The sequence below is a fragment of the Ensifer sp. ENS07 genome, assembly GCF_014852185.1.
Lineage (GTDB): Bacteria > Pseudomonadota > Alphaproteobacteria > Rhizobiales > Rhizobiaceae > Ensifer > Ensifer adhaerens.
Genome location: NZ_JACVBE010000014.1, coordinates 45,741 through 72,053 on the forward strand (window position 1 = coordinate 45,741; position 26,313 = coordinate 72,053).

General features: G+C 61.6%; 21 protein-coding genes. 17 read left to right on the forward strand and 4 right to left on the reverse strand.

Annotation, left to right across the window (positions count from 1 at the left end; genetic code table 11):
* Positions 1-29: 29 nt before the first annotated feature.
* The 6 genes from IB277_RS30115 (at position 30) to IB277_RS30140 (ending at position 5,043) form a co-directional block, all read left to right on the forward strand.
* On the forward strand, positions 30-1,106 hold the full coding sequence (locus IB277_RS30115; RefSeq protein WP_112975442.1) for an LLM class flavin-dependent oxidoreductase: 1,077 nt from the start codon (positions 30-32) through the stop codon (positions 1,104-1,106).
* 2 nt (positions 1,107-1,108) lie between these two features.
* Positions 1,109-1,918 (forward strand): alpha/beta fold hydrolase, encoded by an 810-nt coding sequence (locus IB277_RS30120; RefSeq protein ID WP_034799940.1) that lies wholly within the window; start codon positions 1,109-1,111, stop codon positions 1,916-1,918.
* Positions 1,911-2,300, forward strand: coding sequence for a carboxymuconolactone decarboxylase family protein (locus IB277_RS30125; RefSeq protein ID WP_060519042.1), 390 nt, complete (start codon positions 1,911-1,913; stop codon positions 2,298-2,300). The genes IB277_RS30120 and IB277_RS30125 overlap by 8 nt, the downstream gene beginning before the upstream one ends.
* 139 nt (positions 2,301-2,439) lie before the next feature.
* On the forward strand, positions 2,440-3,270 hold the full coding sequence (locus IB277_RS30130) for a transporter substrate-binding domain-containing protein (protein ID WP_060519044.1): 831 nt from the start codon (positions 2,440-2,442) through the stop codon (positions 3,268-3,270).
* Between the two features lie 58 nt (positions 3,271-3,328).
* The gene (locus IB277_RS30135) at positions 3,329-4,303 is read left to right on the forward strand and encodes an amino acid ABC transporter permease (protein WP_034799945.1); all 975 of its coding nucleotides are present in this window, start codon (positions 3,329-3,331) and stop codon (positions 4,301-4,303) included.
* A complete protein-coding gene (locus tag IB277_RS30140) occupies positions 4,300-5,043 on the forward strand; it encodes an amino acid ABC transporter ATP-binding protein (protein WP_034799947.1) in 744 nt (247 codons plus the stop codon). Before IB277_RS30135 ends, IB277_RS30140 begins: the two co-directional genes overlap by 4 nt.
* On the opposite strand, the gene IB277_RS39000 is transcribed toward IB277_RS30140, so the two are convergent.
* Positions 4,967-5,230, reverse strand: a complete 264-nt coding sequence (locus IB277_RS39000; protein ID WP_371813716.1) for a helix-turn-helix domain-containing protein — start codon at positions 5,228-5,230, stop codon at positions 4,967-4,969. The two genes, IB277_RS30140 and IB277_RS39000, sit on opposite strands and share 77 nt — an antisense overlap.
* Complete coding sequence (locus IB277_RS30150; protein ID WP_060519046.1) at positions 5,227-6,051, reverse strand: IclR family transcriptional regulator; 825 nt, start codon at positions 6,049-6,051, stop codon at positions 5,227-5,229. Before IB277_RS30150 ends, IB277_RS39000 begins: the two co-directional genes overlap by 4 nt.
* Before the next feature lie 335 nt (positions 6,052-6,386).
* On the opposite strand from IB277_RS30150, the gene IB277_RS30155 reads away from it, so the two are divergent.
* Genes IB277_RS30155 through IB277_RS30185 form a run of 7 tightly spaced genes read left to right on the forward strand, consistent with a single transcriptional unit; the run spans position 6,387 to position 13,045 of the window.
* Positions 6,387-7,445 carry an ABC transporter ATP-binding protein gene (locus IB277_RS30155; RefSeq protein ID WP_060582084.1) on the forward strand — a complete coding sequence of 353 codons (1,059 nt, stop codon included), beginning with the start codon at positions 6,387-6,389 and terminating at the stop codon, positions 7,443-7,445.
* The gene (locus IB277_RS30160; RefSeq protein ID WP_034799957.1) at positions 7,445-8,317 is read left to right on the forward strand and encodes an ABC transporter permease; all 873 of its coding nucleotides are present in this window, start codon (positions 7,445-7,447) and stop codon (positions 8,315-8,317) included. The genes IB277_RS30155 and IB277_RS30160 overlap by 1 nt, the downstream gene beginning before the upstream one ends.
* Positions 8,318-8,321: 4 nt before the next feature.
* A complete protein-coding gene (locus tag IB277_RS30165; RefSeq protein WP_060519051.1) occupies positions 8,322-9,116 on the forward strand; it encodes an ABC transporter permease in 795 nt (264 codons plus the stop codon).
* A gap of 6 nt (positions 9,117-9,122) precedes the next feature.
* Complete coding sequence (locus IB277_RS30170) at positions 9,123-9,437, forward strand: (2Fe-2S)-binding protein (protein ID WP_060519053.1); 315 nt, start codon at positions 9,123-9,125, stop codon at positions 9,435-9,437.
* Complete coding sequence (locus IB277_RS30175) at positions 9,430-10,833, forward strand: NAD(P)/FAD-dependent oxidoreductase (RefSeq protein WP_089045073.1); 1,404 nt, start codon at positions 9,430-9,432, stop codon at positions 10,831-10,833. Before IB277_RS30170 ends, IB277_RS30175 begins: the two co-directional genes overlap by 8 nt.
* Positions 10,830-11,972 (forward strand): FAD-binding oxidoreductase, encoded by a 1,143-nt coding sequence (locus tag IB277_RS30180; protein ID WP_060582082.1) that lies wholly within the window; start codon positions 10,830-10,832, stop codon positions 11,970-11,972. Before IB277_RS30175 ends, IB277_RS30180 begins: the two co-directional genes overlap by 4 nt.
* 17 nt (positions 11,973-11,989) lie before the next feature.
* Positions 11,990-13,045, forward strand: coding sequence for an ABC transporter substrate-binding protein (locus IB277_RS30185; RefSeq protein WP_089045074.1), 1,056 nt, complete (start codon positions 11,990-11,992; stop codon positions 13,043-13,045).
* A 191-nt stretch (positions 13,046-13,236) separates the two neighbouring features.
* Here the strand turns inward: IB277_RS30185 and IB277_RS30190 are convergent, their stop codons facing one another.
* Positions 13,237-13,932: a response regulator transcription factor gene (locus IB277_RS30190; RefSeq protein WP_060519061.1), complete on the reverse strand. Its 696-nt coding sequence runs from the start codon at positions 13,930-13,932 to the stop codon at positions 13,237-13,239.
* Positions 13,929-15,377 (reverse strand): HAMP domain-containing sensor histidine kinase, encoded by a 1,449-nt coding sequence (locus IB277_RS30195; RefSeq protein ID WP_060582081.1) that lies wholly within the window; start codon positions 15,375-15,377, stop codon positions 13,929-13,931. The genes IB277_RS30190 and IB277_RS30195 overlap by 4 nt, the downstream gene beginning before the upstream one ends.
* A 572-nt stretch (positions 15,378-15,949) precedes the next feature.
* On the opposite strand from IB277_RS30195, the gene IB277_RS38730 reads away from it, so the two are divergent.
* The 4 genes from IB277_RS38730 (at position 15,950) to IB277_RS30215 (ending at position 26,311) form a co-directional block, all read left to right on the forward strand.
* Positions 15,950-22,681, forward strand: coding sequence for an autotransporter outer membrane beta-barrel domain-containing protein (locus tag IB277_RS38730; RefSeq protein WP_371813709.1), 6,732 nt, complete (start codon positions 15,950-15,952; stop codon positions 22,679-22,681).
* A 1,044-nt stretch (positions 22,682-23,725) separates the two neighbouring features.
* Entirely contained in the window at positions 23,726-24,100 is a 375-nt protein-coding gene (locus IB277_RS30205; RefSeq protein WP_060519066.1) for a hypothetical protein, read from the forward strand.
* Between the two features lie 241 nt (positions 24,101-24,341).
* Entirely contained in the window at positions 24,342-25,766 is a 1,425-nt protein-coding gene (locus tag IB277_RS30210; protein ID WP_246812854.1) for a phage tail sheath C-terminal domain-containing protein, read from the forward strand.
* 17 nt (positions 25,767-25,783) lie between these two features.
* A complete protein-coding gene (locus IB277_RS30215; RefSeq protein WP_060519070.1) occupies positions 25,784-26,311 on the forward strand; it encodes a phage tail protein in 528 nt (175 codons plus the stop codon).
* Positions 26,312-26,313 lie beyond the last annotated feature (2 nt).

A 26,313-nucleotide genomic window follows, 5' to 3' on the forward strand; every position in this document is an offset into this window, starting at 1 on the left:
AAAGCACGGGCACAGGAAAGGCAGAAAACATGAAGTTCGCAGTCTCCCTCACGATGGAACGCTTCTCCCCCGATATTCCGATGGAGCAGGTCAAGAGCAACTTGCTGCAACTCGCACGGCTTGCCGACGAAGGCGGCTTCGAAACGCTGTGGACTGCAGAACACCATACGCTGGAATGCACGATCTCCCCCAATCCGTTCCAGACGCTGGTCTGGCTCGCGCAGCACACGGATCGCATCCGGCTCGGCACCTCCACTCTGGTCGCGCCCTATTGGAATCCCATCCGGCTCGCCGGCGAGTCGGCGCTCTGCGATCACCTGACCAATGGCCGCCTGGAGTTCGGGATCGCGCGCGGTTCCTACCAGTACGAGTTCGACCGTATGGCGGGTGGTATTCCGCAGCAGGAGGGGGTGGCCTACATGAAGGAGATCGTGCCGGCCGTGAAGAAGCTCTGGTCCGGCGACTATGCCCATGAGGGACAATACTGGAAGTTTCCGGTCACGGCGGCAGTGCCGAAGCCGCTGCAGCAACCCCACCCGCCCATCTGGGTGGCGGCGCGCGATCCCGGAACCTTCGACTGGGCGATCGCAAACGGCGCCAGTATCCTATCGACGCCGCTCTCCGCGCCGGAAGCCGAAATCCACGTGCTCTCCGAGAAATTTCGCAAGGCGGTCGCCGATCATCCGGAGGTGCCGCGCCCGCGCTTTATGATGCAGCGCCGCACTTGCGTCTATGACCGGCCGGATGGGTGGGAACGTGCCGTCAAGCACAGCATGGACTACGGCCGCGCCTTCGAAAACCTCATGCAGAACATCGGCACGGTGCACAACGGCTTCCCCGAGGCAGTGCCCTACGAAGCGGTCAAGGGCAAGGACAACTACAATCCGGACAACATCCGCAAGAACCTGATGTTCGGCACGCCGGACGAAGCGATCGAGAAGCTGTTGGTCTATGAGGCCGCCGGTGTGGACCAGTATTGCTTGGGCCTGACCTTCAATCTGCCGTTCGAGCTGCAGAAGCGGACGCTGGAGCTATTTGTCAGCGAAATCATGCCCTTCTTCGCGGCCCGTGAGAAGGAACAGAAGCGTATCGCGGTGGGTGCCTGAACATGGCAGGAGCTCAGCGCCATACCGTCGGAGAGGTGACGCTCAACTACCGCATCGAGGGAGAAGGCGAACCGCTCGTCTGCATCCACGGCGTCGGCTCCTATCTCGAAGCGTGGTCGGGCGTGGTCGAACGTTTGAAGGACCGGTTCACGATCCTGACATTCGACCTTCGTGGTCATGGCCGCTCCAGCCGGGTCAAGGGCCGCTACGAGATCGACGACTTCGTCAACGAGACGCTGGGGCTTGCCGACGCAGCGGGCTTCCCGACCTTCAATCTTGCAGGCTTTTCGCTGGGCGGCCTGATCGCCCAGCGTCTCGCTCTGACCCACCTTGGACGTCTGCGCAGGCTGGCGCTCTTGTCGACCGTGGCCGGCCGCACGCCGGCCGAGCGTGAGCGGGTTCTCGACCGCCTCGCCGCCCTCAGAGACGGAACGCCTGCCGACCATCACAATGCCTCGCTGTCGCGCTGGCTGACGGAAGAGTTCCAGGAGAACAACCCGCAGGTGATCCAACGGCTAAGGGCGCGGGACGCCGAAAACGACCCCGACTGCTACGCGGCAGCCTATCGTGTGTTGGCGGAAACGGATTTCGGCGGCTTTCTCGACCAGATCCGATGCCCAACGCTGATTGCTACCGGCGAAGACGATGCCGGCTCCAACCCGCGCATGGCGCGCTACATGCACGAGCGCATTCCCGGGTCCGAGCTTCGTATCCTGCCGGGCCTTCGCCATTCCATCTTGATCGAGGCGCCCGACGTCGTGGCAACGCTGATGGGCGAGTTCATGAGCCAGGGGGAGACGGTCGATGGATGAAGCACTGCGAGCAAGGGGAGAGGCCATCCGGCGCCAGGTGCTTGGCGATGGCTATGTCGATGGGGCAATCGGCAGCAGCGATGCCTTCTCGCGGCCCTTTCAGGATCTGTTGAACGAACATTGCTGGGGCACCGTCTGGACGGACGAAAGCCTCGATCTGAGGAGCCGCAGCCTACTGAACCTCGGAATGCTTGCAGCGCTCAACCGCATGCACGAATTCGGCATCCACTTTCGCGGGGCGATCCGCAACGGTTTGACCGACGAGGAGCTTCGCGCAGCACTCGTGCAGATCGCGATCTACTGCGGCATTCCCGCAGGCGTCGAAGCGTTCCGCGTGGCCCGGAGCGTCCGCGACGAGATGGCTGAAAAAGGAGAGCGCTGACTTCCACGTTTTCTAGGAAGGGGCAGCGCCACGCTACCTCGTATCGCCGGAAGACGGATGGCGGGCTCAGAACTCAAGATCAACCCGATGGCAGGAAGAGGACCCTGTCAAAAACCAGAACGACAAAGGGAACGACAGCATGAACACATTCGCAAAACTCACCGCGGCGGCATCGTTTGCCTTGTCGCTCGCGACCGTTCCGGCCCACGCCGGTGCCGTACTCGACCACGTGCTCGATGCAAAGACACTGAAGGTAGCGACCGACGCCAACTGGGCGCCGCAGTCCTTCATGAACGAAAAGAACGAGATGGACGGCTTCGATGTCGATGTCGCCAAGGAACTCGCCAAGCGGTTGGGTGTCGGTGTCGAGTTCGTAACTCCCGGCTGGGACATCATCACGGCCGGCAACTGGCAGGGGCGCTGGGACATGCATGTCGGCTCGATGACGCCGACAAAGGAGCGTGCCAAGGTCTTCGATTTCCCGGCCGTCTACTACTACACCCCGGCCGCCGTGGCCGTGCACAAGGACAGCGCTGTGGTCGGCCTGATCGATCTGGACGACAAGGTCGTTGGTGCGACGGCGACGTCCACCTTCGAAGCCTATGCCAAACAGGATCTGACCCTCGACGCTGCTGGCGCACCTGCCTTCGAATACACCTTCAAGCCGAAGGAGGTGAAGTCCTACGCCAACTCGACGACCGCATTCGATGATTTGCGCCTCGGTGACGGTGTGCGGCTCGACGCAGTCGTATCGTCGCTGCCCAGCATTCGCGACGCAATCAAGGCCGGCTATCCGATCAAGCAGGTTGGCGACCCGGTCTTTTACGAACCGCTCGCAGTCGCTGTCGAACACGGCGACAAGGAGCTGAGCGACAAGATCGCCGAAGCGATCAAGGCGATGCAGGACGATGGCACGCTGAGCAAGCTGTCGGAGAAATGGTACGGCGTCGACTACACCGTCGTGAAGTAAGGCAGCCATGTCTGGCGGTCCGGGCAGCCGGACCGCACGTTGTCCAAAGGGACCAAAGATGCTTTATCCGGATACTGTCGAGTCCGAAATACTCGTCCACAAGCCATGGTTCGTGGCCAGCATGTTCGCTGCCGTCCTCATTGCCTTCACGGCCTTCGGCCTGACCGGCACAACGATGGGCGAACTGATGCGGCCAGTGATCGGCGAGCCGCTCGAAAGCGGATTCTACGGCCGCTTTGCGACCGCCTTCGTCGTGGCGGTGCTCTTCTGCCTCAACATCGTCCTGATCGGCTTTGCGAGCCTCAGGGTCCAGATCGTCGTCGTCTGGCTCGAATTGCTGGCGCTGTTCCTCGCCTTCTTCCAGACCTTCGATCTCAGCCTGCCCTTCATAGAGGAAAAGTTGCCGTTCCTCATCACGCAAGGGCTGGTGACGACGGTCTATGTTTCGGCGATCTCGATTGTGATTGCCTCGGCGATCGCCATCCTCGGCGCCGTGGCCAAGCTCTCGACCAACGGCTTCGCCTATGCGATTGCGAGCTTCTACACGTCCTTCTTTCGCGGTCTGCCGCTGTTGATGCAGGTTTATCTGATCTATCTCGGGCTGCCGCAGCTCGGCTTCATCATCGACGCGGTGCCGGCCGGTATTCTGGCACTTTCGCTCTGCTACGGCGCATACATGACGGAAATCTTCCGCTCCGGCATCCAGAGCATCGACCGCGGCCAGTGGGAGGCGTCGCGCTCTATCGGCTTCGGCTTCGGGCTGACGATGCGCAAGGTCATCCTGCCTCAGGCGTTGCCGGTCATCATCCCGCCGACCGGTAACCAGTTCATTTCCATGCTGAAGGACAGCTCGCTGGTCTCCGTCATCGGTGTCTGGGAGCTCATGTTTCTCGCACGGACGCTCGGCCAGAAGACCTTCCAGCATATGGAAATGCTCATATCAGCCGCCATGCTCTACTGGACGATGTCTATCGTTCTCGAGCTGATCCAGTCCCGCATCGAACGTCACTATGCCAGGAGCAAGGTCAGATGAGCGCCGAGACCATCATCGACGTCAAAAATGTTTCCAAGTGGTACGGCGCCTTCCAGGTGCTGACCGACATCAACCTGACGGTCCGCAAGGGCGAACGCATCGTGATTTGCGGTCCGTCCGGATCCGGCAAATCTACCTTGATCCGGTGCTTCAACCGCCTGGAAGCGCACCAGGAAGGTGAGATCGTCGTCAACGGGATCAACCTGCATCCGAAGATGCGCAATGTCTCGGATGTGCGCCGCAACGTCGGCATGGTGTTCCAGCACTTCAACCTTTTCCCGCACATGACCGTACTGATGAACTGCATGGTCGGACCGATGTGGATCAACGGCGTGCCGGAAGCGGAGGCGCGGGCAAGGGCGCTCACATTCCTCGATCGGGTACGCATCCCGGAACAGGCCCACAAGTTTCCAATCCAGCTTTCCGGCGGCCAACAGCAGCGCGTCGCGATCGCGCGCTCGCTCTGCATGCAGCCGGCCGTGATGCTGTTTGACGAACCGACATCCGCGCTCGACCCCGAGATGGTGTCCGAAGTCCTTGATACCATGACGAGCCTGGCAAAGGACGGCATGACGATGGTCTGCGTCACGCACGAGATGGGGTTCGCCAGGGCCGTCGCAGATCGCGTAATCTTCATGAACTCGGGACAGATTCTCGAAGAGGCTAGGCCCGATGATTTCTTCGACAATCCAAAACACGAGCGGACCAAGCTGTTTCTCGGTCAGATCCTGAAGCATTAGCTCGGCGCTCGTTGGTGCGTTCTGATGCGCGGAACGCGCTCGGCGTGTCTCCGAACGCTTTGCGAAACTCACGCGAGAAATGCGCTGTGTCCGCGAAGCCTGTGATATTTGCAATTTCCATCACAGTCAGCGAGCCCCGGAAAGCAGGTACCGCCCGTAGTTCAGTCGCATGTTCCCAAAGGTTCAGCCCTTCTGCGCGGCCCGCAAGGCGGAGGCCGGATAACGTAGGGTCGGGTCGAAGGGATTGAGCTTACTGCTGATCGCTTGCGCCTCTGCCTTCAAGAGATCGGTGATCGTGCCGCTTCGCGTTTCCGTCAGGCGCGATGCCAGCGTGCCGATGCTCAAGGAGGCGACGGCGATGCCGTTGCGGTCAAGAACCGGCACGCCGAGCCCAGCCATGCCCTCGATCATCTCGAAGTTCATCTGGGCTGCGCCGATGCGCCTGACCTCCTCGATCTTGATGCGCAGGTCCACCTCGTCGATCGCCGCCCGGTCCATGATGCGAGGCATATTAAACTTGATGATCGCCTCGCGTTCTTCCTCCGGCAGGTGGGCGAGGATGGCGATGCTGCCCTGGCCGATGCCGAGCGGCACCTTGCCACCGATGTCGCCGGTAAAGGAGCGGATCGGGAAGGGACCCTCGACGCGGTCGAGGCAGATTGCGTCAAAATTGCTGCGCACCAGCAGAAAGACCGTGTCGTTGAAGGTGGCGGACAGCCTCAAGAGTGACGGCCGGGCGATGTCGAGGATGCCTTCTCGCCTGCGCGCCTGCGAGGCGATCGAGAAGAACTCCAGCGACAGGCGGTAGGATTTCCCCTCTGGCATTTGCTCCACGAGGCCTTCGGCAATCAGGGTCTTCAATAGCCGATGCGCCGATGGCTGGCTGAGATTCAGCCTCCGCGCGAGATCGATGACCCGCACACCCTCGCTCGCGTTATCTGCGAGGTCTTTCAGGATGTGGATCGCCTTGGTGAGGCTGGAGCTTCCGGCGTTCTCTGATTCCGACATTTGCGAAAATCTTTCAAAATCTGCGTGGCGTAATTCCGTATCTCGGATTTTTCTAACAAAAAATTCCGAAATAGAAAATTGCATTTGTGTTTTTCGTCAATTTCCGGGAGTTAATTCACACAAGCCTTCTTCAAGGGGTGGATGTGCCAGACGTGAATAGCCGAGAGGCTATTCCGAGCGCGAAACCGTGCCTTTATCGGTGCACTCGCGTACGCCGGAGATCTCAACGCCTGAAGGAAGGTTCGATGGTTGACGACGTGTCGCAGCCGCCGGGATCGCCGACAAGAAAAATGGGGCAGGCGATCTCAGGGGTAGCGACCCAGGGGAGAATGAGCATGAGTTTCCTGAACCTTGAGAAGGTCTCCAAGTTTTATGGATCGGTCGCAGCCGTTCATGATTTCGATCTGGCGGTCGAAAAGGGCGAGTTTATCTCGCTGCTCGGGCCCTCCGGCTGCGGCAAGACGACGACCCTGCAGATGATCACTGGGCTCGTGCGTCCCTCCTCGGGCACGATCACCATGGGTGGGCGCGACATCACTCATTTGCCGCCGCCGCAACGCGAACTGGGCGTAGTCTTCCAGAGCTATGCGCTCTTCCCCCATATGACCGTGGCGCAGAATGTTTCCTTCGGCCTCGAAATGCGCAAGGTCGCAAAACCGGAGCGCGACAAACGGATCAAGGAGATCCTGTCGCTGGTCCATCTCTCGGCGCTTGCCGATCGCTACCCGCGCGAGATGTCGGGCGGGCAGCGCCAGCGCGTGGCGATTGCCCGGGCGCTTGTCATCAATCCGCCGGTGCTTTTGCTTGACGAGCCGCTATCGAACCTCGATGCGCAGCTTCGCGAGGAGATGCAGTTCGAATTGCGCCGCATCCAGCAGACCGTCGGCATCACGACGATCATGGTGACCCATGATCAGGCTGAGGCGCTGTCGATCAGCGACCGCGTCGTCGTCATGGAGAAGGGGCGCATCACCCAGGTCGATACGCCTTACGAACTCTATGAGCATCCCCGCAACGACTTCATCTCGTCCTTCGTCGGCAAGTCCAACTTCATGTGTGCGACCTCGTCCTTCAACGGCAAGGGCGCGTCGATCAGCATCGACAACACGCCGATCCGCTTCAACACCGACCGCCGCGAGCCGGATGGCAAAGTCTCGATCTTCATCCGCCCGGAAAAGCTCCGGTTAACCGAGCCGGGCGAGGGCCAGATCCAGGGCAAAGTGACGACACGCTATTTCATGGGGAGCCAATGGCTGGTCAGCGCCGAGACACCGGCGGGCGTTCTTGCCGTTGCGGTTCCCAATCTCGGTGCGCCGCCGCCGATGGAAGGCGAAACCGTTGGGCTTGCCTGGCAGAGTGCCGATTGTCGTGTGCTGGCGGGAGCGGCCAAGTGATGAGCGCCGCTACCTCCGCCATCAAGCCGCGCCAGCTCGCGCCGTTGGCTCTTTCCGGGCCGACCACCTTGTTCTTCATCGGCCTCGTGCTCTTGCCGCTTCTGTTGACGGTGATCCTCTCCTTCAACAGCTATGACTATACCGCCGGGATCCAGAGCGACTTCACCTTCGCCAACTACCTCACGGTGTTGCAGGACGAATATTATCTCTCGACCTTCTGGCGGACATTGCGGCTTGCGCTTCTGACGACGGTCATCACGGTGGCGATCGGTGTGCCGGAGGCCTACGTGCTCTCGAACATGCGCAAGCCCTGGCGGTCGATCTTCTTGCTCGTGATCATCGGCCCGCTGCTTGTTTCTGTGGTGGTGCGCACCTTCGGCTGGAGCATGCTGCTCGGCAAGAACGGCTTTGTAAACAGCGCGCTTGCCATTGTCGGCCTTGACCCGGTGCAGCTTCTCTACACCGAGACGGCGATCGTCATCGGTCTCGTCCATATCATGCTGCCGTTCATGGTCATCCCCGTCTGGACCGTTCTGCAGAAACTCGACCCGACGGTCGAGGCGGCAGCGCTCACCCTCGGCGCCTCGCGCTTCACCGCCCTTCGTCGCGTCGTCTTTCCGCAGGCGGCTCTCGGCATCCTCTCGGGCAGCCTCATCGTCTTTGCACTCTCGGCAAGCTCGTTTGCCATCCCCGGCCTGCTTGGCGGCCGGCGGCTGAAAATGGCGGCAACACTTGTCTACGACGAGTTCCTGATCGAGCTGAACTGGCCGCTCGGTGCGACCATCGCGATCATCGTGCTTGTCGCCAATCTCGTCATCATGCTCGCCTATAACCGCCTCATCGAGCGGCAGGCGAAGCGCAAGCTGGGTTGAAGCCATGCAGAGAAACGGACCCATCGCTCTCGCATTCCATAGCCTCGTCGTCGTCTTCATGCTGGCGCCGATGGTGGTCGTCTGCCTCGTGGCCTTCACGCCGGAAAACACCCTGGCGATGCCCTGGAATGGGCTGTCGCTACGGTGGTTCAAGGCGGTTTTCCATCATGCCGACTTTATGTCGTCCTTCGGCAACAGCGTAAGGCTCGCCCTGCTATCAGCCACCATCTCCACCGTTTTTGCGGTTCCGGCGGCGCTGGCGATTACCCGCTACGATTTCCGCGGCCGTGAGGCGCTGAACGCGCTCTTCCTGTCGCCACTGATCATTCCGCACCTGGTCCTCGGCGTCGCTTTCCTGCGTCTCTTCTCGCTGATGGGCATGGGCGGGTCCTTCGGTTGGCTTGTCGCCACCCATGCGATCGTCGTCACCCCCTATACGCTGCGGCTGATCCTGGCGTCACTCACCAGCATGGACCGCAACGCCGAAAATGCGGCGCGCACGCTGGGGGCTGCGGAGTGGACGGTGTTTCGCCGGATCACCATGCCGCTCATGCTGCCAGGTGTCAGCGGCGGCTGGTTGCTCGCCTTCATCAACAGTTTTGACGAGCTGACCATGTCGATCTTCGTGACCTCGCCGTCGACGGTAACGCTGCCGGTCCGCATGTACATGTACGCGAGCGAATCCATCGATCCGATGATGGCGGCCGTTTCGACGCTCATGATCGCACTTGCCACCGTTACGATGATCATCCTCGATCGCCTGTTCGGTCTCGACCGGCTGCTTGTGGGCAAGGGCTGATATCCGATGTCGATGAACCCGTTACTCCGGCGGCGCTACCGCCTGGACGAGACACTCGTGCCCTTCACATTGAACGGGACGGCCCAAACCGGGCGCCGCGGCGACACGGTACTGACGGCGATACTCTCGGTGAGCGGTCGCCTGAGACAGAGCGAATTCACCGGGGAGAACCGGGCCGGCTTCTGCCTGATCGGCGCCTGTCAGGATTGTTATGTGATGACGGCGCAAGGCAGCCGCGTCCGCGCCTGCAGCACCGCCTTGCTCGCGGGCATGGCTTTCATCACCGATCTCGGCGCGGTGTCGGAGACGGCCCATGATTGAGCCGTTGCAGCCCGTCATCGTTGGCGCCGGACCGGCGGGCATACGCGCCGCCGAGCGCCTCGTGCGCGCAGGTCTCAGGCCGATCGTGCTTGACGAAGGTCTGCGCGCTGGCGGGCAGATCTATCGACGCCCGCTGATCGACGACGGTCGATCCTATCGCAGCCGCTATGGTTCGGAAGCTGGCAAGGCAAGAAGGTTACACGAGGCTTTCGAGGCACTCTTGCCTGCGATCGACTATCGCCCCGAAACGCTGGTCTGGAATGTTTCGGCGGCTGAGCGCGGCAATCAGCTCGATGTCCTTTTGGCCGGCGTGCATCGGCAGATCGGCTTTTCGCAACTGATCCTGTGCACCGGCGCGACCGATCGCGTGCTGCCGTTTCCGGGATGGACGACGCCTGGAGTTTACACGCTCGGCGCCTCCCAAGTGGCGCTGAAAGCCCAGGGCTGCACAATTGGCGACCGCATCGTCTTCATGGGCTCCGGTCCGCTGCTCTACCTCGTTGCCTGGCAATATATGAAGGCCGGCGCGTGCGTGGAGGCGGTGCTCGACACAGCACCCATCACGTCGAAGCGACACTTGCTGTCGCTTGCCATCCATGCGCCGCGCATCGTCGGGCTTGGTGTTTTCTACGGGCTCCAGCTCCAGCTGGCCGGCGTGAAGATCCGCAACGGCGTGCGGCCGGAGGCGGTCCTCGGGACGGGCCAGGTCGAGGGTCTTCGCTTCCGTCGGCGGGCAAGCAAAGGTGAGGTCGTCGAGACGGCATCCTGCGACGCGCTCGCCTACGGTTTTGCCCTTCGGCCAGAAACCCAGCTTGCCGATCTTGCCGGCTGCCGTTTCTGTTTTGACGAGCGCGATCGCGTGTGGCTGCCTGAGCGAGACGCCATGGGGCGCACTAGCCGGGCCAACGTATACGTTGCCGGTGACGGCAGCGGCATTGCCGGCGCCGATGCGGCGGAAGTCTCGGGCGAGCTCGCCGCGGCTGCTCTGCTCGAGGATGCGGGGAAAGCATCAGCGGATGGAGCGCGCCTGGTGGCGGCTCGCGAAGCGATCCTGCGGCAGCGTGATATCCTCGAACGTGCCTTTCCCTTCCCGGTTGATTGGTTCGAGACGGTCCCGGACGAGACGACGCTGTGTCGTTGCGAGGAGATTACCATTGCAGAAGGACGCCGCGCCATTGCGAGCGGCTCCATCAGCGAGATCAACCGCCTGAAGGCGCTGAGCCGGGTCGGGATGGGACGTTGCCAGGGGCGCATGTGTTCCGCCGCTGCCACCGAGTTGTTGAGCGGGCTTTGTGGTGTTTCGCCCGGTGAGGTTGGTCGCCTTCGCGCTCAGGCGCCGGTCAAGCCGATCCCGCTTGGTTTCGGTGCTGCCGTAGAAGCGGAGGCTCGGTCATGAGCTGGCGCATCTCCGTCGACGTCGCGATCATCGGCGGCGGGCTGGTCGGCAGCTCCGCAGCACTTGCCATGCGTAAAGCGGGGCTTTCAGTCGCCCTCATCGATAAGGGCTATTGTGGCGCGCAGGCGAGCGGGGTGAACTATGGCGGCGTGCGCCGGCAGGGCCGCGCCCCCGAACAATTGCCTTTGTCGCAGCGCGCACACGGTATCTGGCCGCAACTCAAGGCAATGGTCGGCATCGATGCCGAGTACATGCGCTCCGGCCATCTGAAGCTCGCCCGCACGGAAAAGGATTTCGCCAAGCTCGAAGCCTATGCCGAGATGGTTCGGGACTATGGGTTGGGGCTTGAGCTCGTTGCCGGTTCGGCGTTGGCGCACCGGTTCCCCTGGCTTTCCGCCCAGGCGGTCGGCGCGTCGCTCTGCCCCGATGACGGTCACGCCAATCCGCGTCTCGTTGCGCCCGCCTTCGCAAGGGCCGCCGAGCGCGCCGGCGCGATGGTACTGGAGCAGACGCCGGTGCGCGACGTCGCTGCGACCGGAAACGGTTTCGAGATCCTCGCCGGCGACGGCATCGAGATCCGCTGCCAACAACTGGTCAACAGCGCCGGTGCCTGGTCCGACCGCTTTGCCGCGAATTTCAACGAGCCTGTACCGCTGACACGTATCTATCCCTCGATGGTGGTCACCGAACCTCTGCCATTGCGTTTGCCCGTCAGCATGGGTGAACAGGGCGGCAGCTTCTATGGCCGGCAGGTGGCGCGCGGCAACTACGTCATGGGGGGCGGTCGCGGTCTGCCCCTTGGAGATCCCGACTATTCGCGTCCGTCGGTGACGGCTGCATCCTCCGTCATGCAGCGTGCAATCACGCTCTTTCCGCATCTGGCTGAAGCCCAGGTCATCCGCTTCTGGTCTGGAACCGAGGCGGAAATGCCCGACGGCAACCCGGTGATCGGCCCGAGCGAGACGACATCAGGCCTCTTCCACGCTTTTGGCTTCTGCGGCGCAGGTTTTCAGACCGCGCCCGCCGTCGGCGAAGTGCTTGCAGAACTCGTCACCGAGGGCCGCAGCACTACGCCGATAGACGCCTTTTCCATTGGCCGCTTCCGCAAGGTGGCGGCCGAAACTGCAGCCTCGTTGTAAACAGAAAGGGGAATACCATGATCGACCAACGGCTTACCAAAACCACGGCCCTCGCACTGCTGGCGTTCGTTATGCAGCAGAATTCTGCCTCGGCGGAAACCAAGACGCTCTACATCGGCATGAACGGCGGAAACTTCGAACGCGCCTATACCGAGCACGTGCTGCCGCCTTTCGAAAAGGCGAACGACGTCAAGGTCGTCGTCGTACCCGGCACCTCCGCCGACATCCTCGCCAAGGCAACCGCCGCCAAGGACAATCCGCAGATGCATGTCATGCTGCTTGACGATGGCGTAATGGTGCGCGCCATCGGCGGCGGTCTCTGCCAGAAGATTGCTGCTGATCCGGTGCTTGACCAGATCCAGATGGCTGCCCGCCTGAAAGACGACATGGCGATCGGCGTCGACATGGGCATGACCGGCCTTGCCTATAACAAGAAGCTCTTCGACGAGAAGGGCTGGCCGGCACCGACCTCGTGGATGGACATGGCCGATCCCAAATTCGAAAACGCCGTCGTGTTCCAGTCGGCTTCCGCATCGAGCTTCGGCCTGCACGCCTTCCTGATGTTCAACCGCATCCAGGGCGGCGACGAGACCAACGTTGAACCGGGCTTCGACAAGTTCTCCGATACGATCGGCAAGAACGTCATCGAGTTCATCCCGAGTTCGGCGAAGATCTCCGAAATGGTGCAGACCGGAGAGGCAGCGATCTTCCCGCTGACCCCAACAGCCGTCAACAACCTCAAAGACAAGGGCATTCCAGTGGAATACGCCCAGCCGAAGGAAGGCTCCGTCGTGCTCGCCGTCACCGAATGCGTGATCGCCAACAACAGCGAACCGGAACTCAGTCAGAAGCTCGCCCACTACCTGCTTTCGGCCCAGGCACAGAGCCTGGCGCTCGATCACGGCAACATCATCCCGTCAAACGTCAACGCCAAGGCCGGCACAGATGCGGCGAACGCGAAGCTCTCGACGTTCAAGGCCAACATGGAGACCGCCAAGGTCCTTGATTGGGATGCGATCAACCAGAACCGGCAGGAATGGAACAAGCGCTGGAACCGTATGATCGAACGGTAAGTTTGGCGGGAACGCTCATCAGTCCGCCAGGCGCGCAGGCGTGCGCCTGGCGGTGCGACATGGAGCGGTGATCTTCCTGTCTGACCACGCAACCGAAGCTGGCTATTGGCGCAAAGCGGACATGTCTCACAACATCTTACTGTCGCGGATCTGTTGCGCACCAGTCGCTTCGTTCGTGCGAACCAAATCCCCTATTCTACGGCCGAAGGTGCGGTGAACGTATAACCCACGCCATAAACCACCTTGATCGGTACAGTGAGGTCGGTCTGCTCGCCGATTTTACGCCGAAGGCGACTGACGACGGCATCCAGGTGCCGGTTGTCGAAGTGGGTCCTAGGTCGGGCAATTGTCTCCGCCAGCTTTTCCCGCTCGCATATGCCGCCGCCGTGTTTGCAGAGCGCGCTTACCAGCGCGAATTCGGTCGCCGTCAGCTTGAGTGAGCGCTGGTTCGGCGCAGTGAGCGTCCAGTGTCGGCTGTCCAGCACCCACTTGTCTCCAGTGCTATCAGCCAAATCGACGTGCTCGCCCGTTCGTCGCAACAGGCTGCGGATCGCGGCTTCGATTTCCCGCAGCGTACTGTGTTTGACGAGATAGATGTCAGCGCCGCTTTCGAAGCCTCGGATACGGTCGTCGCTGTCGCCAAGAGCTGTGAGCATGATAATGCCGCAGCGATGTTTCTCGCGGACTTCTCGCGCGAGGTCGAATCCGTTGCCATCGGGCAACCCGACATCGAGAATGATGACGTCTGGCGGCTCATGATCATCCAGTACTCGACGCAGCGCTTCTGCAGTCGCAATTCCTTCGGCGGTGAAACCGCAAAGCGCCAGGAAGTCGACCAGATCCTTGCGCAGCCGCTGTTCGTCCTCGACGATCAAAACATGCGTCAATTCATCTTCTCCTTTAGCTGCGTTGGCTCCGCCGCCTCCCTCAGCAAGGGCACGCGTGCCACGGCAGTCGTCCCCCCTCCTTCATTGGAGAAAAGATCCAGCGTGCCACCATGATAGGCCAGAAGCTTGCGCGACGAGTACAGCCCGAGCCCTGTTCCACTTCCGGCCTTGGTGTTGGAGGCACGGAAGAACCGGCGTCCGATCTTGTGAACCTCCGCTTCGGGTATGCCGATACCGCGATCACGGACCTGGATAACGATGGACCCGAAATCGGATCGGCCATCAATGTGAATAGGCTGATCGTCGGGAGAATATTTGAGTGCGTTGTCAATGAGATTGATAACGACGGTTGCCAGCATGTCTGGATCGGCAATCGTAGAGACTGCTTCACCCTGCGTCCTGAAACGCAAGCGTTCACCGCGACCGGTCATGTCGAAATGTAATTGCACGTCGGCAATGAGAGATGCGATCTGCATCCGCTCCGGCCGAAAGCGATTGTCACCGTCATTTGTCATGAACCGCTCGATCAGGGAGAATAGACGATCGAGCGCCTCGCCAATGCCGGCAAGCCGTTCCTTCGTTGCGTCTTTGGATGTGTCACCTATGAGGCCGATCATGTCGACCGCATTGCGAATGACTGCAAGAGGCGTGCGAAACTCGTGACTGACAATGCGCATGAAGTCAGCCTGTTCTTCACGAAGGGCGCGTTCAGCCTCAAGACTGGCATTCAGTTGGAGTTCGAGCCTTCTGCGTTCCAGCACTTCGCGCGATAAGGCTTCGTTTTTCTCACGCAGGGCTGCCGAAAGTCGCGAGTTGACCATAAACAGCAGGCAAGCGAACAGGGCAATCAGGAACAGACTTCCCTGCAGAAGGTACCAGGCGTTGCGGTTGTTAAGGATCGCGATGTCCTGGTGCGCCGCCGGAAACCAGAATTCGATCGCGCTATGAACCATGCTGGCTGCCATGTATTCACCCAGCACCGCCATCGTAATCCAGCGCAGAAGCCGGGGCTGCGTCCGATCGCGCAAGAGGGCCACACACATCAATGACATCATCAATACCGTAAAGGCGGTCGATGTGTGGACGCGGATTGCAAGATCGCCCGGATCGAGCGTCACCGCGATACTCCAGGCTGCGACCTGAAGGACAAGCAGCGAGACGCCGACCCAGGTGTAGCGGGGCTGCCCTAAAAAGCGCGCCAGGCCCTCGGCGAGCAACACGAGGCCAAGCTTGATGATCGTATTGTGTAGCACGATCGACCACGCAGCTGGCTGATCGCCTCTCAAGATCATCAGGAACAGCCCGATGGCGATTGCAGTGTATCCGGCCGCCAGAAACTTCAATTCATAGAGATGGCGCCAAGCAAGCCAGACAAAGATCCACGCGACCGCCTGTAAACTGGCGGTTGCCAGATCGACGACGAGCACTGTCTTGAGGTCCAGCATCTCTCAGCATTTGCACAGGGCAGCGGTTCGCGCAAGTCTAGGTCGTCAGGCGGCGAGTTGAGGGACAAAGAAAGGACAGTAAGTTCAGCCGAGCTTTGGCAGAATCTGTAATAAATTTGAAGATTTGACCTAAATTGGAGAGCGGCGTCTTCCACCGGCAGTCTCGGATGGGCTCGTTCGCCTTCATGCATGTTTTGGTCAGAATTGAATAGTTTTGTTCTGTAGATTCGTCGACCCCATTTGCCTTACCGTCACTTCACAGTGACCTTGCATTTGTTTGATTGGGGGAGAGCCCTTCGCGCGCAGATTGCGTATGCGCCGAAGTCGGCCGCGCTTGCTCCAATTTTGAAGGGGCTCGCCGTATGAAACATGCCGAACGCACGGGAAAGATCTTGCGAGCATTTCGACTTCGGTCGAACGCTGCCTCGTCCCTCACCCAGGGGGAGTTGCCATTCTCTCAAACATGCAGTCGTGAAGTTGCTCCTTTCCGGCCTAAATTGATCAACCGAGCGCGGGGCAATGATGGTTGCCCGGCCGGCGTTCGGAACGTTTACGTCCCGCATGTGCTCATCATGTTGGCTTTGGGGCTCGGTGGAGCTGGTATGGCAGGCGAAGCGTCTGCAGGCTGCAATGGCGATCCAAACCAGACAATCGGCCAGGTCGACTACGGATATACGTGGTCAGCCTGTTGGGGCGACAGCGGTGTCGATCATGACGATGAAAAGGACGGAGACGCCGGAGCAAACATAACGATCAACACAAGTGCGTCGTATACCGCTGGCGCAAGTCTCCCCTACGTCGTGCCGTCGGGCTCAGCCGGCGGTGTCATCATGACATACACGATGGGCGGCGGCGGTGTCGACGAGGGACGCGCGGGTGCCGGCGGGACCGTGACGATCACTAATTTCGGCGCCATTACCCTGTCTGCGTCTACGGATCCGGGCACCATCGGGAGTTTGATCTCGGCAACGAGTTTCGGCGGCTCCGGGGACGAGGACAATGACAATTACAAATCGAACGGTGGTGCCGGCGGTGCCGGAGGCGCGGTAACGATTACCAACTATGGAATGCTGGCCGTGGAATCGCTGAAGTCGACCACGGCCAGAGGCATGGCCGGGATCTTTGCGGTGAGCAAGGGAGGCAGTGGCGGTGAACAAAACAGCGGCGCGACCGGCGACCAGGTGGGCGGCAACGGTGGCAACGGTGGCACGGTCAGCATCGCCAACACAGGGCAGGTAAATCTCGGCAGCCCGACCAGTTCGCTGAGTGGCCTCGACTATGCGTGGGGCCTGGCTGCCGAATCCACCGGTCAGCAGGGCGGTCACGACAACGGTGCGGGCGGTGCGGGCGGCTTCGTCGATATCGCGAACGGTTCCTCCGGAAACGCAAGCGCCGGGGCGATCAGCGTTTACGCAAACGACACCGACAGCGTGCGCGGCATCCATGGGCTGAGTCAGGGCAGCGACGGCACGGCATCGCGAGACAGCTCCGATAAAGGCGGTGTGGGTGGAGGTGGCTCGGTCGTAAATGTCGACACCTACGCAGATATGACGATCGTCGCCACGGGCCAGGTGACCGAGCTTTCGGGCGGCGTCGTCGCCGTCACTCGGGGTGGCGATGGTGGCGACGGTTGGAGCTCGAACGTCGCGGGTGCCGGCGGCGAGGGTGGCAGGCCAGACAGTGGGCTGGCCGCGACGACCGTGACGGTCCATTCGGGCATCATTTCGACGCAGGGCGACGACCTTGGCGGTGTGATCGCATTGAGCCAGGGTGGCCGTGGCGGCGACGGCCAGGACGGAGAGAAGGACAGCTCCGGCGGTCTCGGCGGGAACGGCGGTCAGATCCAGTTGAACCTGTCTGGCGGCAGCGTTTCGACAGATGGCAGCAACGCCTTTGGCCTGTTGGGCCAGAGCATAGGCGGTCAGGGTGGCAATGGCGGCGACGAAACGGCTGTTGTCGGCACGAGTGGTGGGGGCGGCTATGGCGGTAACGCCGGCAGCGTGGGCGCCTTTACGAACGGCGCATCCAGGATCACGACGACGGGTGACTACTCGACCGCCATCACCCTGCATTCCATCGGAGGCGGTGGTGGCACTGGCGGCGACTTCACTGACGTGCTCGGCGGGGGAGCGGGCAATGGTGGTAATGGCGGCAGTGGCAACACGGCTATCGTCAACAACAATGCAGCAATCACGACGGCGGGCGGACATTCCTACGGTATCCTGGTCCAGTCGATCGGCGGCAGCGGCGGCACAGGCGGCATTGCCGCCGGGCTCACGCTCGAGCTGGGTGGCGATGGTGGCAGTGGTGGGTCGGCGGAGACGGCCGGCGTCCTGAATGCCGGTACGATCACCACATCTGGCTATTCGGCGCACGGCATCATCGCCCAGTCGATCAGCGGCGGCGGCGGCGCTGCCGGTATGGCGGGTGGAATTCTGTCGATCGGCGGTTCCGGCGGCTCCGGTAACTTTGGCGGCAATGCGCAGGTTCAGAATTCAGGTGTCATCAGTACCGGCGGGGATGCCGCCATCGGCATCCTGGCGCAATCGATCGGCGGCGGTGGCGGTTCGGGTGCCGGCGCGTCGGGCATCGCGACCGTTGGTGGTTCAGGTAGCGCCGGCGGTGACGGCAGCGAGGCTGGCATATTTTTGCCCGGCGGCTCGGTCACCACACGGGGTGAGATGGCGCATGCGATCATGGCACAGTCGATCGGTGGCGGTGGCGGCAACGGCGGCAACGTGATCGACCTGTCGGTTGGTCTCCCCGCATTGGGTGTCGGCGGCAGTGCCTCGGGCGGCGGCGCCGGCGGCAAAGTTTGCGTCACCAACCAATATTCCGGTGACGGTTGTTCCGCAGAGACTGGTGCGCACGAGGCGGTTGATGTCGCCACTGCCGGCTCAGGCGCGGTCGGCGTGCTCGCACAGTCGATTGGTGGCGGCGGAGGCAACGGGGGAAATGCCACGGGTGGCGATGCCGGGCTTGGTAGCTTCCAGATTGGCGGGGGCGGTGGGGGCGGTGGCTATGCCAGCATCACCAGTGTCGACTTCCAGGGCTTGACCCTTACCACTCAAGGTTCGCACGCCGCCGGCATCGTTGCGCAATCGGTCGGGGGTGGTGGCGGCACGGGCGGCTCCGCAAGCTCCTACTCCGCAGGTCTCGGCTTTACGGCGTCGGTGGCTGTCGGTGGTACCGGCGGTTCAGGCGGCGCCGGCGGCGACGTCTCCGTCGACCTGACCGATAGCATCATTAGCACCGGCCAACACGGCGGCGATGTGACTGATGCCATCGGCGTCCTCGCACAGTCGATTAGCGGCGGTGGCGGTAGCGGTGGTTCCTCGGTTGCCGATGCGCTCACCGTGGCAGTGCCGACCGGCGAGGATGTCTCCTTGGCGATGAGTGTCTCAACGGCCGTCGGCGGTAGCGGCGGCTCAACCCACTCAGCGGGCGACGTCTCCGTGAGCTTGGACGGCAGCACGGCGGTCTCTACGAAAGGCGCTTCGTCGCATGGCGTGATGGCACAATCGATCGGCGGCGGCGGCGGGAATGGCGGCAGCGCGTCGTCGATGGCAGCGACCGCCGGTACCGTGGATACTGTCAGTGCCGACATCGGTGTTTCGGTCGGGGGCTCGGGCGGCGGCGGCGGCAATGGTGGTGCTGCCGAAGTCGCACTGAAGGATAGTGCCTCAGTGACGACGGCAGACGACTATGCCAATGCGATCGTGGCGCAATCGATCGGCGGGGGTGGCGGCAATGGCGGTGTCGGCAGCGTCAACAGCAAGCAGATTGGCGGCGGCTTCAACCTGACGGCCAATGTCGGGGTTGGCGGCTCGGGCAGCGGTGGCGCAAGCGGCGGGGTGACGACTGTCGATCTTGACGCAGGCACAGCCCTAAAGACCAGCGGCACGGGTGCACGCGGTGTGCTCGCCCAGTCGATCGGCGGCGGTGGTGGCACTTCGCAAGGCGTCAGTGTCGGGCTGTCGGCCAGCGCCAGCCTGCCCGGAGGCGAGGAGCCCGAAGGCAGTAGCGGCGACTTTTCCGCATCGGTTGGGGTTTCGGTTGGCCGGACCGGCGGCAGTGGCGGTTCGGCCGGGACGGTCAACGTCACCACATCGGGCAATATTGCTACCTTCGGCGCAGATGCGGACGGCGTGCTCGCGCAGTCGATCGGCGGCGGCGGCGGGCTTGGCGGCTCCGTGGGGCAGGCGAGCTCCGGTGATGCCGAGCCGCTCGATGACCAGGGCGCCAGTGATTGCCTGAGCGACGACGGTGACGGTAAGTCCGGCTACTGCTTCGATGTCAATGTCGGTGCCACGATCGATGACGGCGGTACCGGTGGCACGGCCGCCAACGGCAACACTGTCACGTTGACACATGCCGGCCGCATCAACACCACGGGTGATTGGGCCGACGGCATCGTCGCCCAATCGATTGGCGGCGGCGGCGGTGCCGGTGGTAGCTCTACCGCGTCTGGCAGCCAGGCAACTGCCAACATAACCGTCGGCGTCGGCGGCCGTGGCGGTGCGGGGGGAAATGGCGGCGAGGTCGACATCACCTTCGACGACAATCACGGCAACAGCATCAACACCTCCGGATACAGTGCCTATGGCGTGCTCCTACAGTCGATCGGCGGTGGCGGTGGCCAGGGCGGTGACGGTTCGGATCATGCGGCGGGCAAGATCACCGTCGGGGGCGGTTTCGGCGGCTCTGGCGGCTCAGGTGGGTCGGGGGGCCTGGTTGAGGCGCAGGGTTGGATCAATCTGTCGACCAGCGGCGACGATGCGCACGGTATCGTCGCGCAGTCTATCGGTGGCGGCGGTGGCGTCGGTGGCGCTGGAAGCCGTACGGCTTCCGAGGACGAAAACAGCCACGCGATCGACCTCGTGGTCGGCGGCAGCGGAGGGGTTGGCGGTCGTGGCGGCGAGGTCGACCTTGCTATCGGTACCGCGCTCAACACCTATGGAGACCGGGCGTTCGGCCTCGTCGCACAATCAATCGGCGGCGGCGGCGGCATAGGCGGCGCCGGCGAAGCCGACAGCATAGCCTCGCTTGTGGTTGGCGGATCGGGCGGCAGCGACACAGATGGCGGCGCTGTCACGGTCGATCTGACGAGCGAGAGCACGGTTCACACGCGTGGCATCGGCGCGCACGGCATTGTTGCCCAATCGATTGGCGGTGGCGGCGGCATTGGCGGAACGGCTTCGGGCGCGCCGCTCTCCTTCAAAGGTGACAGCCCTGCCAGCTTTGGTGATGGCGACGATGTTTCCGTCAATATCGACGGCGGCATCCTTACCGATGGCGACTATTCCTTCGGTGTTCTCGCCCAATCAATCGGTGGTGGCGGCGGTTTCGGCGGCAACGCGACCAGTGCTTTCATCGGGTCGAACGGTAACCTCTCTTCGGCCGGAAAAAGCGGCGATGTGACGGTCACCCTCGATGCCGGCAACGAAATCCGAGCGTCCGGCAAAGACTCGATTGGCATACTTGCGCAAAGCGACGGAGGCACAGCCAACAACGGTACGGTCAATGTGACGGTGGATGGTTCCATTACGGGCGGATCCGGTGACAATGGTGCCGGTGTCTGGGTCGCGGGCGGGCAGAACAATAGCGTGAACGTCAATTCCGGAGGCATGATCTCGGCTGCTTCCGGTGTCGCCGTCCAATATAGCGCCGGACTGAACCCGCTCTCAGACGGCACGCTGATGGTGGTGAACAACGCCGGTATCATCGACGGCAGCGTCAAGGGGGCCACCACCGTCGACGCCAAAATATCGAAGACGGCCCGTGTCGGAAGCGGCATGGCGGTCTCAGTCCTCAATGAGACAGGTGGCCTGCTGACGGGTGCAAAGGTTTACGAGGCTGACGTGTTCAATCATGGCCGGCTGGCAGTCGGCGGTTCTGAGGCTATCGACGCCACGAAAATCACCGGCAACTTTGCCCAGCGTATGGACGGCGTTCTGGCAATCAACGCCGATTTCGCTGGCTCGCGCATCGATCGACTGACGGTCGAGGGCGACGCCAGCCTCGCCGGCAAGTTCACGGTGAGTGCCGAAAGTGTCTTGCCCGGTATCACTTTGTCTTTTCTCACTGCGGGTGGCACCTTGGATCACTCGCTAAGCGGGCAGTCGGCAATCTACGACTACGTGCTGACCCGGACTGGAAACGAGCTGTCAGTTGCGACGGGTTCGGCCCATTTCGGCGAGCCTGGCTTTGCGCTGAACGCGGACCAGGACAACGTCGCCGACCACCTGCAGGAGATCTGGGATGCCGGCGGTGGTTCCTTCGGCAGACTGTTTGGCACACTGGGCTCGCTTGCTGATGGCGATTCTGGTGCCTACGGGTCCGCCCTGTCCGATATATCGCCCGGCGTCGCAGGAGCGGCCGCGGCCGGCAGCATCGCTACGACGCGGCAACATCTCGACCTTTTGCTGAGTTGCCCGATGTTTGCTGCGGACACCTCGTTCCTGACTGAGACGGAGTGCGCGTGGAGCCAGGCAGGTGCACAGAAGCTTGACCAGAAGGCCAGCGGCGGCGTCTCGGGTTTCGACAGCACGACCTATGCGCTGCAGGCCGGCGCCCAGGTCGAGGTGTTGCCCGACTGGTTTGTCGGCTTTGCCGGGGGCTACGACCGCAGTGCCATTCGCGGTGACGACGGCCGCGTCAACGCCGACGGCGACGTCCTTTATGCCGGTGCCTCACTGAAGCATGAAATTGGTCCTTGGCTTCTTTCGGGCGCTGTTTCCGGCAGCTATGGCTGGTACGACAACGTGCGTACGATCCGGATTCCGGGCTTTGCCGGACAGGCGGAGGGCGAACCGGAGGTCTACAATGTCAGCACCCGGTTGCGCGCTGCTTACACCTTTGCGCAGGATGCCTACTATGTGCGGCCGCTGGTCGACCTTGACCTGATCTATTCGCACGCCCGTAGCTACCGAGAGTCAGGTGCCGGCCCGCTCGATCTCCTGATCAACGACACCCGCCAGTGGAGCTTCACCACCACTCCGGCAATTGAGATTGGCACGCGCGTGGATCTGAGCGAAACGACGGTTATGCGGGCCTACGCGGCCGCAGGAGTGAGCTTCAGCAGCGCTGACAGCTGGGATACGTCAGCCCGGCTGGCCAATGCACCAGCTGGGGTCGGCGCTTTCGAAAGCACGGTGCCACTGGCCGATGTGGCAGGTCGACTAAGCGCGGGCGTCGACATCGCTAACGCCGACGGCTTCAGTTTGCGCGTCGGCTACCAGGGCTCGTTTTCCGACACCTATTCCAGCCATGGTGGCACACTGCGGATTGCCTACAAGTTCTGAGGGGATCAAAGATGTTAAGACAGGGCATGTCGTCGTGGGTGGGTCCAACCTGTCCCAAAAAACGTTCCCGGGCAATCCAGCCGGCAAATCCAGTAAACGAGGGCGCGAACGAGGTGGTGGCGCGCCTGCTTGACCCAAGAACAATATACAGAGAACCGGTTTAGCGTACCGGCGTGCGCACAACGAAAATGAGCCTCCGCAGGGGGGGCGGAGGCTCACGCGCGCATATATTGTCAATAACAAGTTTTATAAATATCAAGCAGTTACACGGAAATATGAACCGTAAACGCAGCGGCGGCTGCGTCGAAATAGGGTGGCGGTGTGTGCAAATGCAGGCGCAGTTTGCCAATCGGGAAACCGCATAGCAACTCGCCCAAATGGACATTTTGCGTAATACATTGGGCTTAGCCAATGACGCGACGCGAGCGCTAGAAAAATCGCGTAACGTTTCGTCGGGAACGTTGCGGCGTTGCTCTGCCACCTGATGATTGCGATCTGGCTGTGAGGCTTCAGCACTCATAATATGTGCACTGAAACGACCAAATCATTGGGGAAATGCGAAGCAGTAACGCATGTAGTGCCTCTCCCGACGGTCGCGACCTAGTCTCGCAACAAACAACGCAAATCACCAACGTCGTGCAATTGTTTTTGAACTTACGCCAGCCGCGTCTCACCGCCTGTGCGGGAAGCCCCAACTTATACATATTATCCCGTATATTCTATTGGGATTTATACTTGGTTTATTTTAATGTGGAATGGTGTTCGATTGGAAGCGGCAGTGTAGAGATTAGAATTATCTCCGTTGACATTTTGTGTGTTCTGTATCTTTATAATTATCTTCTTGCATTCTGATAAGTATATCTCAAGCGTGACGTTGCTACGTTCGACGCTGCGAATGCCTTTGGGCTTCCCTAAGCACTATCCGGCGAGCTGGGCCTTAAAGCAGCAGATCTCGCTAAAGCGTCCGTGTTTGCTGGTGCAATTTAAAATTGTGATACTGAATTCTCCGACTGATCGCGCAACGCTTTCTCCGAGGTGCCTTTCATGTCAGAAACAATCACGTGGTCCCTAACCGCAGGTGGCAAGTCAGGCTCTGCCATTCAGACCAAGGGCGCATCGACGGGCGATGGTATCGTTTCCGTCTCTGTTGATCTCGACGCCGGAAGTGCAGAGCGCGATCTGGCCCTGCAGGTCGACAAGGTCGACAACGTCGCCTTTCTCGCGATCTCTTCCGATCTTCTCGACGGTTCGGTGACGGTCAAGGCAGACGGGGCCAATGCTTCCGCGCTGAGTGGTCCGATCCTCTTGTTCGGAGAGGCGGTCAAGCTCTTTGCGGGCGATCTGACCACCCTGACAGTTCACAACACATCGGCGGATAAAGCCGCCAAGGTAACGGTTCTGATCGGCCTGACGGTCTGATCTGACTTTCAATCCGGTTTCGACGGCCCGCAAGGGCCGTCCGATGCATCGTTCGCTTTTGCATTCACGATCCGTTTGAGAACAGGAGCCGCGCATGCCCATCTCTCCAACCTATCCCGGCGTCTACATTCAGGAGCTCGACTCGGGCGTGCGAACCGTCGCCGGTGTGCCGACCTCGATTGCCGCTTTCGTCGGACGCACGAAAAAGGGGGGTGTCGGGGAACCGACGCCCTGCTTCAACATGGGCGAGTTCAATCGCCGCTTCGGTGGGCTTTGGAGCGACAGCAATGTCTCCTACGCCGTCGACGATTTCTTCGCCAACGGCGGCGGGCAATGCCTGATCGTACGGCTGTTCGAGCAGGACGGCGGCGACGGTTATGCAGGCTTGACTGTGGGCACCCTGATCCTGCGGGCCAAGAGCCCTGGTGCCTGGGGTAATTCGCTCTCAGGGAAAATCTCGCACCCGGACGTCGCCGATCCCGAGGGCGCGGCCGCAGCTGCCAAGAAGTACGGACTGACAGTCAACGACATCTTCGATCTGGAGATCGTCGACACTGCCACTGACACCCGGGAGGTATTGCGTACCCTGTCGATGAGAAGCGATGCGGGCCAGCGCCGGTTCGACCGGATCCTCGCGGCCCAGAGCAACCTCGTTGAAGCGCCGCCGGCCCCGACCTTTTCCAATAGCCGGCCCGCGGATGCCGCCACAGGTACTGCTACCGGTGGCGACGACGGAACGACGCTGGCCGATGCGACCTACCAAGGTGATCCGGCGCTGAAAACCGGCATGCAGGCGCTGCGCAAGGCGGATATCTTCAACCTGCTCTGCATCCCACCCGACACCCGCGAGGCCACCCTGCCCAAGGCCGTCAGGGAAACGGCCGCTGCACTTTGCGCTGAAAGGCGCGCGCTTTACATTGTCGATCCGCCGAACGAATGGGACGCCAACCCCGACACCGCGGCGACGACGGCGAAGAATGCCCAGCTCGACGCCACGGACCAAGTGCTTCCACTCACCAATGCCCGCAACGCCGCGCTCTATTTTCCGCGGCTTCTCAAACGTGATCCGTTGCGCGGCGGTCAAATCGATGCCTTCGCGCCCTGTGGGGCGGTGGCGGGCGTGATCTCCCGCACCGACGTCAATCGTGGGGTCTTCAAGGCGCCGGCCGGCCTGGCCGCGACGCTGTCCAATACCCAGGGGTTGACCGTGAAGCTGACCGATCGGGAAAACGGCCTGCTCAACCCGATCGGCGTCAATTGTCTGAGGTCGTTCCAGAACATCGGCCGCGTCGTCTGGGGCGCTCGCACGCTGGCGGGCTCGGACGTGCTGTCGGACGACTACAAGTACGTGTCGGTCCGGCGCCTCGCGCTCTTCATCGAAGAGAGCCTGTTCCGCGGCACACAATGGGTTGTGTTCGAAGGTAATGACGAACCGCTCTGGGCACAGATCCGTCTCTCGGTGGGATCGTTCATGCAGCGGCTGTTCCGGCAGGGCGCGTTCCAGGGGGCGAGCCCCAAGGAGGCCTATTTCGTCAAGTGCGACGCATCGACGACCACGCAGGACGACATCAATCGCGGCATCGTCAACATCGTCGTCGGCTTCGCGCCGCTGCAGCCGGCCGAATTCGTCATCATTTCGATCCAGCAGATCCGCAGCGCGTCCTAAAGGGAGGGCGGACAAACATGCCACAGTTCACCACGAATGCCGACCGTTTCGACCCCTATAAAACGTACAAGTTCCGTCTGCGCTTGCCGGACGGGGATTACGTTGCCGGCGTCAGCAAGTGTTCAGCGCTCAAGCGCTCGACGGAGGTGGTCAAGCACCGCGAAGGTGGCGACCCCTCGACCAGCCGCAAGTCGCCGGGCCAGACCGAATATGAGGCAATCACGCTGGAGCGCGGGGTTACCCATTCCAAGCAGTTCGAGCAATGGGCCAATAAGGTGTGGAACTATGGGGCGGGCCTCGGGGCGGAGGTGTCGCTCAAGGATTTCCGCAAGGACCTGATACTCGAAATCTACAACGAGGCCGGTCAGATTGTTTTGGCCTACAAGCTCTATCGATGCTGGCCCTCCGAGTTTTCGGCCTTCTCCGACATGGACGCTTCGGCTAGCGCCATCGCGATCCAGACGCTGAAGCTGGAGAACGAGGGATGGGAGCGGGACGAAGACGTGGCTGAGCCTGAAGAGCCCAGCTTCGAAGTTCCGGCCTGATC

Bases quoted from the DNA above. Each gene is read 5' to 3' on its own strand.
- IB277_RS30115 (WP_112975442.1), top strand. From the start codon at position 30: ATGAAGTTCGCAGTCTCCCTCACGATGGAACGCTTCTCCCCCGATATT.
- IB277_RS30120 (WP_034799940.1), top strand. From the start codon at position 1,109: ATGGCAGGAGCTCAGCGCCATACCGTCGGAGAGGTGACGCTCAACTAC.
- IB277_RS30125 (WP_060519042.1), top strand. From the start codon at position 1,911: ATGGATGAAGCACTGCGAGCAAGGGGAGAGGCCATCCGGCGCCAGGTG.
- IB277_RS30130 (WP_060519044.1), top strand. From the start codon at position 2,440: ATGAACACATTCGCAAAACTCACCGCGGCGGCATCGTTTGCCTTGTCG.
- IB277_RS30135 (WP_034799945.1), top strand. From the start codon at position 3,329: ATGCTTTATCCGGATACTGTCGAGTCCGAAATACTCGTCCACAAGCCA.
- IB277_RS30140 (WP_034799947.1), top strand. From the start codon at position 4,300: ATGAGCGCCGAGACCATCATCGACGTCAAAAATGTTTCCAAGTGGTAC.
- IB277_RS30150 (WP_060519046.1), bottom strand. From the start codon at position 6,051: ATGTCGGAATCAGAGAACGCCGGAAGCTCCAGCCTCACCAAGGCGATC.
- IB277_RS30155 (WP_060582084.1), top strand. From the start codon at position 6,387: ATGAGTTTCCTGAACCTTGAGAAGGTCTCCAAGTTTTATGGATCGGTC.
- IB277_RS30160 (WP_034799957.1), top strand. From the start codon at position 7,445: ATGAGCGCCGCTACCTCCGCCATCAAGCCGCGCCAGCTCGCGCCGTTG.
- IB277_RS30165 (WP_060519051.1), top strand. From the start codon at position 8,322: ATGCAGAGAAACGGACCCATCGCTCTCGCATTCCATAGCCTCGTCGTC.
- IB277_RS30170 (WP_060519053.1), top strand. From the start codon at position 9,123: ATGTCGATGAACCCGTTACTCCGGCGGCGCTACCGCCTGGACGAGACA.
- IB277_RS30175 (WP_089045073.1), top strand. From the start codon at position 9,430: ATGATTGAGCCGTTGCAGCCCGTCATCGTTGGCGCCGGACCGGCGGGC.
- IB277_RS30180 (WP_060582082.1), top strand. From the start codon at position 10,830: ATGAGCTGGCGCATCTCCGTCGACGTCGCGATCATCGGCGGCGGGCTG.
- IB277_RS30185 (WP_089045074.1), top strand. From the start codon at position 11,990: ATGATCGACCAACGGCTTACCAAAACCACGGCCCTCGCACTGCTGGCG.
- IB277_RS30195 (WP_060582081.1), bottom strand. From the start codon at position 15,377: ATGCTGGACCTCAAGACAGTGCTCGTCGTCGATCTGGCAACCGCCAGT.
- IB277_RS38730 (WP_371813709.1), top strand. From the start codon at position 15,950: ATGTTGGCTTTGGGGCTCGGTGGAGCTGGTATGGCAGGCGAAGCGTCT.
- IB277_RS30205 (WP_060519066.1), top strand. From the start codon at position 23,726: ATGTCAGAAACAATCACGTGGTCCCTAACCGCAGGTGGCAAGTCAGGC.
- IB277_RS30210 (WP_246812854.1), top strand. From the start codon at position 24,342: ATGGGCGAGTTCAATCGCCGCTTCGGTGGGCTTTGGAGCGACAGCAAT.
- IB277_RS30215 (WP_060519070.1), top strand. From the start codon at position 25,784: ATGCCACAGTTCACCACGAATGCCGACCGTTTCGACCCCTATAAAACG.